Source organism: Caballeronia sp. M23-90, from assembly GCF_053574605.1.
On the sequence record NZ_JBSIPA010000228.1, the window covers coordinates 1 to 10,182 of the forward strand.

13 protein-coding genes and 2 pseudogenes are annotated in these 10,182 nt (G+C 59.4%); 7 read left to right on the top strand and 8 right to left on the bottom strand.

The window, feature by feature from the left end; all coding sequences use genetic code 11:
- Positions 1–362 precede the first annotated feature (362 nt).
- The gene (ypfJ, locus tag ACRXB1_RS20875) at positions 363–1,280 is read right to left on the bottom strand and encodes a KPN_02809 family neutral zinc metallopeptidase (protein ID WP_449493080.1); all 918 of its coding nucleotides are present in this window, start codon (positions 1,278–1,280) and stop codon (positions 363–365) included.
- A gap of 473 nt (positions 1,281–1,753) precedes the next feature.
- On the opposite strand from ypfJ, the gene ACRXB1_RS20880 reads away from it, so the two are divergent.
- The 3 genes from ACRXB1_RS20880 to ACRXB1_RS20890 are packed head-to-tail and all read left to right on the top strand — an operon-like array spanning position 1,754 to position 4,305.
- Complete coding sequence (locus tag ACRXB1_RS20880) at positions 1,754–3,166, top strand: cytochrome ubiquinol oxidase subunit I (RefSeq protein WP_062171188.1); 1,413 nt, start codon at positions 1,754–1,756, stop codon at positions 3,164–3,166.
- Position 3,167: 1 nt separating this feature from the next.
- Positions 3,168–4,169, top strand: a complete 1,002-nt coding sequence (gene cydB / locus ACRXB1_RS20885) for a cytochrome d ubiquinol oxidase subunit II (RefSeq protein WP_062171190.1) — start codon at positions 3,168–3,170, stop codon at positions 4,167–4,169.
- Positions 4,147–4,305, top strand: a complete 159-nt coding sequence (locus ACRXB1_RS20890) for a hypothetical protein (protein ID WP_449493081.1) — start codon at positions 4,147–4,149, stop codon at positions 4,303–4,305. Before cydB ends, ACRXB1_RS20890 begins: the two co-directional genes overlap by 23 nt.
- A gap of 39 nt (positions 4,306–4,344) precedes the next feature.
- Here ACRXB1_RS20890 and ACRXB1_RS20895 read toward each other — a convergent pair.
- Together ACRXB1_RS20895 and ACRXB1_RS20900 are read right to left on the bottom strand one after the other, a co-directional pair.
- Positions 4,345–4,428: pseudogene (locus ACRXB1_RS20895) on the bottom strand (hypothetical protein); the annotation flags it as partial.
- 99 nt (positions 4,429–4,527) lie between these two features.
- On the bottom strand, positions 4,528–4,728 hold the full coding sequence (locus ACRXB1_RS20900; RefSeq protein ID WP_062003119.1) for a hypothetical protein: 201 nt from the start codon (positions 4,726–4,728) through the stop codon (positions 4,528–4,530).
- 347 nt (positions 4,729–5,075) lie between these two features.
- Here ACRXB1_RS20900 and ACRXB1_RS20905 point away from each other — a divergent pair, with 347 nt between their 5' ends.
- From ACRXB1_RS20905 to ACRXB1_RS20920, 4 genes are all read left to right on the top strand, one after another.
- Positions 5,076–5,285 (top strand): hypothetical protein, encoded by a 210-nt coding sequence (locus ACRXB1_RS20905; protein WP_062171193.1) that lies wholly within the window; start codon positions 5,076–5,078, stop codon positions 5,283–5,285.
- Between the two features lie 18 nt (positions 5,286–5,303).
- Positions 5,304–5,486: a hypothetical protein gene (locus ACRXB1_RS20910; protein WP_062171195.1), complete on the top strand. Its 183-nt coding sequence runs from the start codon at positions 5,304–5,306 to the stop codon at positions 5,484–5,486.
- Positions 5,483–5,638 (top strand): hypothetical protein, encoded by a 156-nt coding sequence (locus ACRXB1_RS20915; RefSeq protein ID WP_155524347.1) that lies wholly within the window; start codon positions 5,483–5,485, stop codon positions 5,636–5,638. Before ACRXB1_RS20910 ends, ACRXB1_RS20915 begins: the two co-directional genes overlap by 4 nt.
- Before the next feature lie 77 nt (positions 5,639–5,715).
- Positions 5,716–6,060: a hypothetical protein gene (locus tag ACRXB1_RS20920; protein ID WP_449493082.1), complete on the top strand. Its 345-nt coding sequence runs from the start codon at positions 5,716–5,718 to the stop codon at positions 6,058–6,060.
- A 236-nt stretch (positions 6,061–6,296) separates the two neighbouring features.
- Here the strand turns inward: ACRXB1_RS20920 and ACRXB1_RS20925 are convergent, their stop codons facing one another.
- From ACRXB1_RS20925 to ACRXB1_RS20945, 5 genes and pseudogenes are all read right to left on the bottom strand, one after another.
- The gene (locus tag ACRXB1_RS20925; protein WP_449493083.1) at positions 6,297–6,911 is read right to left on the bottom strand and encodes a hypothetical protein; all 615 of its coding nucleotides are present in this window, start codon (positions 6,909–6,911) and stop codon (positions 6,297–6,299) included.
- A 163-nt stretch (positions 6,912–7,074) separates the two neighbouring features.
- Positions 7,075–7,346 (bottom strand): annotated as a pseudogene (locus ACRXB1_RS20930) (cation:proton antiporter domain-containing protein); the annotation flags it as partial.
- A 16-nt stretch (positions 7,347–7,362) separates the two neighbouring features.
- Positions 7,363–7,944, bottom strand: coding sequence for a PqiC family protein (locus ACRXB1_RS20935; RefSeq protein ID WP_449493084.1), 582 nt, complete (start codon positions 7,942–7,944; stop codon positions 7,363–7,365).
- Entirely contained in the window at positions 7,941–9,569 is a 1,629-nt protein-coding gene (locus ACRXB1_RS20940; RefSeq protein ID WP_449493085.1) for a PqiB family protein, read from the bottom strand. The genes ACRXB1_RS20935 and ACRXB1_RS20940 overlap by 4 nt, the downstream gene beginning before the upstream one ends.
- The coding region (locus ACRXB1_RS20945) for a paraquat-inducible protein A (protein ID WP_449493086.1) at positions 9,562–10,182 on the bottom strand (621 nt) is incomplete at its 5' end. The genes ACRXB1_RS20940 and ACRXB1_RS20945, both read right to left, overlap by 8 nt.

The following is a 10,182-nucleotide window of genomic DNA, read 5'->3' on the forward strand; positions in this document are numbered from 1 at the left end:
GGCGCGGCGAAGATCGGAGACGACCGGTTGCGTCTCTACGATATCGCCCAATGACGTCACTTTGACAATCAGGATTCGCTTCATGGGGATGCAGGGGGACCTTTAATTCATCCGGCGGCCGGCCTCACGCGCACCATGATCAACGCGCGGGACGGGCTGCCGGAGGCTGATTCGCCTGACCGGCGCGCTTTCTGCGGATCAAAAGGCGGCTCGGCGGCGATCTGTTATGAACGGCAGAATTGCACGAACTGGCACGCGGAGCGCTGAAAGCGAATCCGCGCCTGTCGCAACATCTTCGGACGGAATTATCCGTCGAAATGGCGCTTTACTCTAGCCGCTTTTTACCCATGCCGCCCTGAAGCTCACAGCGACTGGGCGCCGAAGGTATCACACTGCCCCAGGTCGCCCGTTGCCAGTCCCCGGTTGAGCCAGCGCTGGCGCTGCGCGCTCGTGCCGTGCGTAAACGCTTCCGGCACCACGCGTCCCTGCGTTTCCTTTTGCAACCGGTCATCGCCGATGGCGCCCGCCGCGTTCAAGCCTTGCTGGAAATCGCCGGGCTCGATCAGCTTCGCGTTGTTCTTCTGCGCCACGTTCGCCCAGACGCCCGCGAAGCAGTCGGCCTGCAATTCCACGCGCACCGACAACTGGTTCGCCTGAGCGGGCGACATGCGGCGGCGGGCGTTATCGACTTTGGTCATGATGCCGAGCACGTTCTGCACGTGATGACCGACCTCGTGCGCGATCACATAAGCCTGTGCAAAGTCTCCGCCCGCGCCAAAGCGGTCGCGCAATTCCTTGTAAAACGACAAGTCGATATATACGCTCCGGTCGTTCGGGCAATAGAACGGACCCATTGCGGATTGGCCCGTCCCGCAAGCGGTCGCGGTGCCTCCGCTGAACAGTACGAGCTTGGGCGCCGGATAGTCCTGGTTGAATTGCGTTCGGAAGATTTGCTGCCACGTACGCTCGGTGTTCCCGAGAATGCGCCGCACGAACACCGCGCCCGCGTCGCTCGCAGCGGCCTGTGGCTGCCCGTTCGAGTCCGCCGGACGCTGTTGCTGCTGCGTGTAAGAAGCGCTCGATGAGCCGCCCGATCCCCCCGACAGAAGATTCAGGACGACCATCGGATTGATGCCGAAAAAATACGACGCTGCGAGCGCAATGACGATGGAGCCGATCCCGATCGAACCACCGCCCATGCGGAAACCGCCGCCGCCCCCGCCTCCCGAGCCGCGCCGGTCTTCGACATTCTGGCTCTCTCGTTCGTCGTCCAGACGCATGATTTTTCTCCCTTCACCTTGTTCGACTCGTTTTCCGTTTGCGGCCCTGCTGTCGATGCGCTGATCAAGCACGACACGGGCCAGCCGTGATGACGCCATGGTACCCGGCGCGCTGCAGCAAGCGTTGCGAGACGTGTAAAACATCGTGCGCTTCAGTTCGGCACACGCGAATCGAAACACCCTTTCAGAAGACAACGTGCCCGATTGACGCAGTGCGGTTGATTGTCGCGTAAATTCCACCTGAAACGTTGAGAGCGCCTACTCCGTCAAGGGCAGCAAGTACTTGATAAAGCGCAAGTTATCGAGAAATTATGCCCGATAGCGCGACATTTGCGCACATGAGAACGCGCCTGCCGCGTCGCAGCAAACGTCTCAAAAATTGGCTTACAGTCGCCTCTGAAGTAACCAGTCCAACCAACCAGCGCCCGCCCGCGACTCCATCAGAGTGCGCCCGCGATGGCTCACAACCTGTCATGCATGCCACTCAACAAGCGCTCGACCTGGCGCGTATCCAGTTCGCCTTCACCGTTTCGTTCCACATCGTTTTTCCGGCGTTGAGTATCGGGCTGGCGAGCTTTATCGCCGTGCTCGAAGGCGCGTGGCTCAAAACCGGGAAACCGGTCTACAAGGAGCTGTGCCTGTTCTGGTCGAAAGTGTTCGCCATTGCTTTCGGAATGGGCGTGGTCTCCGGCGTGGTGATGAGTTACGAGTTCGGCACCAACTGGGGCGGTTTTTCGAGCTTCGCCGGTCCGATCACGGGCCCACTCCTCGCCTACGAAGTGATGACCGCGTTTTTCCTTGAGGCCGGTTTCCTTGGCATCATGCTGTTCGGCTGGAACAAGGTCGGCCCGAAAGCGCACTTCGGCGCCACGCTGATGGTTGCGATCGGCACGTTGATCTCAACGTTCTGGATCCTGGCATCGAATAGCTGGATGCAGACGCCGCAAGGGTTCCGGATCGAAGGTGATCATGTCGTACCGGTGAGCTGGTTCCAGATCATCTTCAACCCATCGTTTCCTTATCGGCTTGCACACATGGCCATCGCGGCGTTCATTGTCGCGGGGCTGGTGGTCGCGGCATCGGGCGCATATCACCTGCTGAAGGGCCGCCGCGACCCCGCGATCAAGAAGATGTTTTCGATGGCGCTCTGGCTTTTGCTCGTACTTACGCCCCTCCAGGCGATGGTCGGCGACCAGCACGGACTGAACACGCGTAAATATCAGCCTGCGAAGATCGCCGCCATCGAAGGCCTGTGGGAAACCGAGAAAGGCGGCACGGCGCTGAATCTGTTCGGCATTCCGGATATGGAAGCCGAGACCACGAAGTACGCGCTATCCGTTCCCCATCTGGGCAGCCTGATTCTCACGCATAGCTGGGACGGCGAGATCCGCGGGCTCAAGTCCTTCCCGAAGGAAGACCGGCCCAACTCGACAGTCGTGTTCTGGAGCTTCCGGATCATGGCCGGATTGGGCGTCCTGATGATCCTGATGAGCACTGCGGGATGGGTGCTCAGACGGAAAGACAAGCTGTTCGAGTCGAAGCTGTTTCAGCGTTTCGTGCTTGTCATGGGGCCGACGGGTTTCATCTCGCTGCTGGCTGGTTGGGTGACGACAGAGGCCGGGCGGCAACCGTGGGTGGTCTATGGCGTGATGCGCACGTCGGAGGCCGTGTCGCCCGTGACCGCGCAGCAAGTCGGCGTGACGCTGCTGATCTTCGTCATCGTTTATACGCTCGTGTTCGGCACGGGCATCTATTACCTGCTCAAGCTGCTCAAGACCGGGCCGGCGTTGCCGGGCACGATCACGCACGCGCCCAGCATGGACGATGACAACCACACCGCGCGCCGGCCGCTCTCGGTCGCGACGCATTCGATAGAAGGAGCGTGAGATGGATTTATCGCTGACATGGGCCGCGATCATCGCGCTGGGCGTGCTGATGTACGTGGTGCTGGACGGGTTCGACCTGGGCATTGGCATCCTGTTTCCGTTCTTCCCGGACGAACATGACCGCGACGTGATGATGAACACCGTCGCGCCCGTCTGGGACGGTAACGAGACGTGGCTGGTGCTCGGAGGCGCGGGCCTCTTCGCCGCGTTCCCGATGATCTATTCCACTGTGCTTTCCGGGCTTTACCTGCCGCTGATCTTCATGCTGGTCTGCCTGATCTTTCGCGGCGTCACGTTCGAGATCCGCTCGAAGGCAACGCGCACGAAGCCCATGTGGGATCTTGCGTTTATTGGCGGATCAGCGGGGGCGACGTTCTTCCAGGGCGTGGCGCTCGGCGCGTTTCTCAATGGCATACCGGTCGCCGACGGCCGTTATTCCGGCGATGCCTTCACGTGGTTCACGCCGTTCAGCATGTTCACCGGGCTCGCGCTCGTGGTCACTTATGCGCTGCTCGGCTGCTGCTGGCTGATTGCCAAGACCGAAGGCGACCTGCAACGGCGCTTTTACCGGATCGTTTGGCCGCTCACGCTGTTGCAGCTCGGGACCATTGCGGTCGTCAGTATCTGGACGCCGCTGCAGGACGCGGGCATCGCGTCGCGCTGGTTCGATACCCCCTGGTTTTATCGGTTCCTGCCGGTGCCGGTGCTGGTGGTTGCCTGTGCCTGGCTGATGCGCCGGTCCATCCTCTCACGTCACGAAACGCGGCCGTTCATGATGGCGCTCGCGTTCGTGCTGCTGGGTTATAGCGGTCTGGTCCTGAGCATTTCGCCTCACGCCATTTTCCCCGGCGTGTCGCTTTGGGAACTGGCTGCGCCGCATTCGAGCCAGAAGTTCACGTTGATAGGGGCGGCGGTGATCTTGCCGGTGATCATCGCTTATACGACGCTCGGTTACTGGGTCTTCAGAGGCAAGGTGCGCCATGGCGAACATCACTATCACTGAAACACGCGTTGAGCCGCGGAAGCGTTCTGCGCTTAAAAAGACGCTTTGGTTTATCGCGCTTTGGGGCGTAGGTGTGGCGGGGGCAATGTTGCTGGCGCTGCCGTTCAAGTTGCTGATTCAGGCGGCAGCGCGATAAGACGTCGCTCAACGCCTGTTCGATTGAATCGATGCGCAAGTGCACCGCGCACAGCTCACGTGAGAGCTTTCGGGCGATGCTCGTTTTTCCCGTTCCAGGCAGTCCGCCAAGCGCAATCAGCATTTTGCCCTCAGACTGAAGTCATTCAAAGCTACGATTCGGACACTGTACCCCATCCTCACCGGGCCAAGCCTGTGTCAGCCAAATGGCACGTTACGGCGCTCACGCAGCCTCAAGCAGTTCGCAGTATCTGGGCGCAGCCGTCTGTTCGGGAAAGTCAGCCTCGTATAGCAACCCTGCCGTGTTCCAATCGATACCCACCGCTGCCTCCGGTTTGTAGACGATCAGCGCCATTTCGAAGCGGGTCATCCAAAGTTGACGTGCCAGTTTATAGCCCGCTGAATGGCGCGTGATATCTTTCATGGATGCTCCTTTGGACGTGGTAGAACACCAACCCTACTCCACCTCGTCGATCCTGTCTTGAGTGCTTTAGTGTCGTGATCGGGTCTGCAGTGACAGGTGCACGCACAATGCGCTCGTCAGCCTCGCGGCGAATCAGTCGATAAGCAACGATCAGGACTGCCGATTGCACTTCACTCTCAGCAACATCTCATCTGGTTCACATCAAACTCTTCGCTGTATTGCGAACAAAAAGTAGTTCAGACGATTGGCTCGTGCCTGGTTGATGAATGAGGAAGTCATCTCACGAGCGCACTCACTATCAAAGAACACGACATACCGTCAATAACGAGTGAGAACCAGGACCGCCTATGTTGAAAAAGCTTATTCAATTCCTGATTGGATTTGGGTGCGTTCTCGCTTGCACCGGGATAGGCGTGCTCGCGCTTGGTTTTCTTGGCGTAGTGAATGTAGAGCGTTTTGCATTTGGCCTGTCTGCTGGCGTTCGGATCGTGGGCTCGGTTGCCATTGCCGGGTGCTTGCTTTGCGCAATCGGATATGGCCTCGAAGAAAATACTTAACTCACCTCCGGAATACGCATGTTCAGAAAATCTGACTTTTTCATCATCTCCGCTGTTCTTCTGTCCTTCATCATTTCCGGCTATCTCTGGTTCGTTCTAAAGGACCGGGAGCAGGCGATCTTCACTGCAATCTGGGTGCCTTCGATCCTGAGCTTCGGGATCTATTTCAAACTGTGTTTCCTGTTGGGTAGAAAGACATGACGTTCCCCCTGCTCTACCCGGCCGTAGCCATCTTTTCGCTGCTGCTCGTCGGTCTGCTGCTTACTGTCATCGAATTCAGACAGATGTCGGTGCGCACGGCGAGCGTGCGCAAGCGCGGCCTTTGCACGAAGGAAGTGAGCGCTGAAGTGTGATGCGACCGAAGCAATCAATGCAGTGAGCGACGAGAACCCACGCCCCGAATCGCAAGATTTCATAACTGGATAGGACCATGACCATAAGCGCTCTGACTACCCTCAACGGCCTCTTCGAGCGGCATGCCGCTCTTCGCCAGCGAGTGGATGATGTTGCCCCGGAATTTCCCGACGGTCTCGCGCGGCAAGTGCGGCTGTTACTCAGCTACACGGTCGAATATGGCCAGGATCGGCATGTCCGCCTGGACACGCTCGGCATCGCGCAGTCGATGCTGATGCTGAAGCGTCCTGGCAACGCACTGGACCGTGTCCTGTGCGTACTGCTCCAGTACAAGAAAGAAGACGACAAGCCGCGGTCTGCAGCCAAAGGCAGGGGTCATGCGACGAGCAACCCTCACTCGACACCCATGCGTGATCTTTGAAGGTTGGCAAGGGGCGACCTGCGGGACATTTTTCGTCGCGCACCTGGTTCCACCGCAGCCCGAGAGTTTCGTACAGTTGCGGAGTTCCTCAATGCAAATAAGGAACATGGGGGCATTCCCGCGCGAATATAGTCTTGAACGATAAACAAGCCCGGGGCCGCCGCGTGTCCGATCTATGGCCTGACGCCAGGCGAGCAAGGATGTCCCGGCCTGCGACACCATCGCCGTCCCCGCTTCTATTTCAAAGTAGTGTCGCCCCGCGTGACTTTCACTGCGGTAGCAGTGACATACACCGCGCGAACGCTGTCGCCAACCTTAAGGTCGGCAAGTGAGACATCAGGTCCCGCTTTAACCGTGCCAGTCCTCAGTGGCCCCCTGAGCGTGATGAGCCGGTTCTTCACGTCCACCTTCTCGATCGTTGCCAGAACCTGCACCGATTGTGCGGATGCGGCGACGCCGCCGGAGGCTGGAAGGATCTCCGTCGAGTCGATGCGCTCGCGGATACCATTCGACTTTACCTTGTCTGCGTGAATCAGGAAAGATTCGTGATAAGCGATATCCACCGTGTCACCTATCTGCAATTTGTTGATGTCGCCTACTTCCGGGCTGACCTGGACTTCGAAGGTCCGGCCGCCCTGGCCTCGCAGCGTGGCGGTCAGGGTCGCGGCGTCGATGCCAATGACAGTAGCCTTCGTTTGAATGAGCGCCGCGACACCGGCGCTGTCGGGACCGGTGCCAGTGACGACCTGGACCTCCTGTGCCGATGCCCGCACGGTTAGCGTCGCAGAAGCTGCGAACGCGAGAAACAAGGCACTGCCAAGCGCGAGACGGCGAGCAAGGTGTGTATGCATATCGGCCCTTGGAAATGAAGTTGATCATGCGGAGGTTGATGGACCATGAGCACTTTCCGTGATTCAAGCTTAGTTTTAGTCACGGCGAGTTGGTATTAGACTTTGGTCTTATAGCAATATTGGACATGTGCGCTTTACAGACAACGAAATCACGCCTGTTCGGCACGCCGCCATAGCCGAAGATGGTGCGACGGATGGCCCACAGCTCGTCAGTCCGCATTTCCAGGCCGATCACGAACATCATCAACACAATGCCGAGTCCGGCGAAGTGCAGGATGGCGTCGACTTTAGTGACGAGTTCAGCACCCAGGGGCCGATCGCCGCGCCAGCGAGCAGGTAACCGAGCACGGCGCCAAAACCAAGTCTGCCTGACAGCGGAACAGCCATCAGGGCCGCAGCAAGAAAGATCACCACGTCGACCAGCATCTGCTGCATAGCTATGGCCGCCATTTCAAGGTTGCACATTCGAACGGATCGCCGCGGCGATATCACCACTGATAGCCGCAAGCGCCCTGCTATGCGCTGCAACGAGCGCATCGTCGCCCTCGCCATTGGTCGGCTCATGCACCAGCCTGTAACCGCTCACCGACTTCCCCTTCGACGCCCTCACGGACCACAGCACACCCATCGACGCTGCGTCGCCCGGTGCCGATTCGAAGCTCTGAACATCCAGCGACACGAGGAAGGTCGTCGCCGAATCGGCATTTTGCGGGCTGCCGGATACGAGTGCGCCTGGGAATTGCAACGCCAGGTCTGCGGTCAGCACACGGCGCACCTGGCCCTTGAGTGGATCCGCCCAACGCGCAAACTCGTCAATGGAAACCGTTGTTGCGTCGACTCTCGTCACCAGTTGCGGACGATCGACGAGTTCCGGCACGCTGACGCTGCCGATGGTGATGGCAATGGGCGAACGCGCGTCCGGCTGCGCCTGCTGCACTTGCGGCGTCAGCGTATAGAAGGTGGCTTTCGGCGAACCGGCGCACCCGCTGATGAACAACAGTGTCGCCAGCATGAATCGAGACGCGTTATTCATTTTTGATCCTCCGTCTTGCCGCGAATCAGCGCTTCGGGATGCCGTTCGAGATAGTCAGCGAGCGCGCGGAAGGACGCCGCGGTGCGCGACAGCTCCCGCATCGTGTCGACCGTGCTCTGCGCCAGCGCGGAGTCGGGTTGCAGTGTCTTGTTGGCGGACACAAGTGCGTCGTGGGCAGCGGCGAGCGTGGCACGCGCTTCAGGCGCAACTTGTGTATTGAGGGTCGTCAGCAGCGCCGACGCATCGCCCAGCGTCTTGCGCAGGTCCTGGCCAATGCCTTCGAACGGTATTTTGTTGAGCTTGGCGACCAGGCCGGTGATCGAGTCCTGTAACCCCTGCAGATTTCCGGGCACGGTAGGTAATTCAGGCGGGCTCTTGCTCCAGTCAATGGGCGCTTTCGGCGCCGCAGGAAAGAAGTCGACCGCAACATAGAGTTGCCCTGTCAACAGGCTGCCGGTCTTCAATTGCCCGCGCAATCCGTGACCGACGAGATAATCGGCGAAGGTCTTGCGATCTGTCGTGACACGCCCATTGTCGGCGCCTTTTTCGTAACGTGAGGTGAAGCGGCCCGGGAAGATGCGTACCTCGACCGGTATGCTGAACTCTTTTTTCGCCTTGTCGAAGTGGGTATAGATCGCTGAGACTTCGCCGACCACGATGCCACGGAAATCGACGGGCGCGCCTACTGTCAAGCCGCGCACCGACTCCTTGAAATTCATCACATATGTGTCGACGATGGTGTCGTGCCGCTTCATCGCTTCGGCTCGTTCTTCAAAGAGCGTGAACTCCCGCCGTACAGCGGCCTCTGTCTTGTCAACCGTGTCGGGCGGGCTTTGAAACGCCAACCCGCCGATCAGAATCGATACGAGCGACTCCGTGTTGACCTTGACGCCGGTCGTATCGAACGTGACGTCGACTCCGCTTGCGTGCCAGAAGCGGGTGTCATTGGTCACGTATTTATCGTAAGGGGCGTTGACGAAGATATGCAGCGTCATGCCTTCGCCGTCGGAGTCGAGCGCATAGGACGTAATTTGGCCGACCTGCAGTCGCCGGAAAAATATCGGCGAGCCCACGTCGAGCGAGCCCATGTTCTCGCTCTTGAGCACGAACTCACGACCGGCCACGCCCGTGGCGAATACCGGAGGCGACTCGAGGCCTACGAAATCGGTGCGTTTCTCTGTCTTCGTGCCGATGTCCACGCCGACGTACGACCCGGACAAGAGCGTGCCGATCCCGGACACCGTCCCACCGGAAATACGCGGGCGCACGACCCAGAAGCGGGTGTCGTCCACCAGCATTTTCGAAGCGTCGCGCGACATCTCCGCCATGGCGATCACCGACTTGTCATCCGGCGCCAGCGTGACCTTCTTGATCAGGCCAACATCCACATTCTTGAACTTGATCTTCGTTTTGCCGGCCTCCAGGCCATCAGCATTCTGGAAGCTGATATTGACGGTCGGGCCTTTCTCGAGAATTGACTGCACGGCGAGCCAGCCACCAATCAAGACTGCGATGAGCGGAACCAGCCAGATAAGCTGAACCCGCCAGCGCGAACGGCGCACCGCGATCGCCTCGGGAAAATCGGGGGTATCCGGGTCTTCGGGGGGGCCGAGCGGCTTATTCATGGTCAGGCTCCAGCGGGTCCCAAATCAGGCGTGGGTCGAATGACATTGCAGACAACATCGTCAGCACCACTACCGAGCCAAATGCGATCGAGCCAGGGCCGGCCATGATCGTTGCAAGCGCGCTGAACTGCACGAGCGCTACCAGGATCGTAATGACGTAGATATCGAGCATCGACCAGCGACCGACGAGCTCCACCACGCGATAGATGCGCGTGCGTTTCTCCGGCAGCCAGCGCCAGCGAAGCTGCGCGGTCAGGACGAGGAAAATCAGCGAGATGATCTTGAGCATCGGCACGGCAATGCTCGCGATAAACACCAGTACAGCAAGCGGCCACGAGCCAGAGACCCAGAGAAACACCACGCCGCTCATGATCGTGTCCGTCTGTTCACCGAACAATGAACTCGTGTCCATGACGGGAAGCACGTTTGCAGGGATGTACAGCACGACGGCTGCGATCACGAATGCCCAGGTGCGCGCAATGCTGCCCGGCTTTCGGAAATGCAAGGCCGATCCGCACCGCGGACAGGTTCCCTCATGCGAACCCGGCTGCGGGCGCCGGCTTGTTCGTCTGCCACGATTGCGGCCTGCTGTCGAAACCGCAGCCGGGTTCGA

What these genes read in the sequence shown, in the direction of transcription:
- ypfJ (WP_449493080.1), bottom strand. Translation starts at nt 1,280, where the DNA reads ATGCGTCTGGACGACGAACGAGAGAGCCAGAATGTCGAAGACCGGCGC.
- ACRXB1_RS20880 (WP_062171188.1), top strand. Translation starts at nt 1,754, where the DNA reads ATGCATGCCACTCAACAAGCGCTCGACCTGGCGCGTATCCAGTTCGCC.
- cydB (WP_062171190.1), top strand. Translation starts at nt 3,168, where the DNA reads ATGGATTTATCGCTGACATGGGCCGCGATCATCGCGCTGGGCGTGCTG.
- ACRXB1_RS20890 (WP_449493081.1), top strand. Translation starts at nt 4,147, where the DNA reads ATGGCGAACATCACTATCACTGAAACACGCGTTGAGCCGCGGAAGCGT.
- ACRXB1_RS20900 (WP_062003119.1), bottom strand. Translation starts at nt 4,728, where the DNA reads ATGAAAGATATCACGCGCCATTCAGCGGGCTATAAACTGGCACGTCAA.
- ACRXB1_RS20905 (WP_062171193.1), top strand. Translation starts at nt 5,076, where the DNA reads ATGTTGAAAAAGCTTATTCAATTCCTGATTGGATTTGGGTGCGTTCTC.
- ACRXB1_RS20910 (WP_062171195.1), top strand. Translation starts at nt 5,304, where the DNA reads ATGTTCAGAAAATCTGACTTTTTCATCATCTCCGCTGTTCTTCTGTCC.
- ACRXB1_RS20915 (WP_155524347.1), top strand. Translation starts at nt 5,483, where the DNA reads ATGACGTTCCCCCTGCTCTACCCGGCCGTAGCCATCTTTTCGCTGCTG.
- ACRXB1_RS20920 (WP_449493082.1), top strand. Translation starts at nt 5,716, where the DNA reads ATGACCATAAGCGCTCTGACTACCCTCAACGGCCTCTTCGAGCGGCAT.
- ACRXB1_RS20925 (WP_449493083.1), bottom strand. Translation starts at nt 6,911, where the DNA reads ATGCATACACACCTTGCTCGCCGTCTCGCGCTTGGCAGTGCCTTGTTT.
- ACRXB1_RS20935 (WP_449493084.1), bottom strand. Translation starts at nt 7,944, where the DNA reads ATGAATAACGCGTCTCGATTCATGCTGGCGACACTGTTGTTCATCAGC.
- ACRXB1_RS20940 (WP_449493085.1), bottom strand. Translation starts at nt 9,569, where the DNA reads ATGAATAAGCCGCTCGGCCCCCCCGAAGACCCGGATACCCCCGATTTT.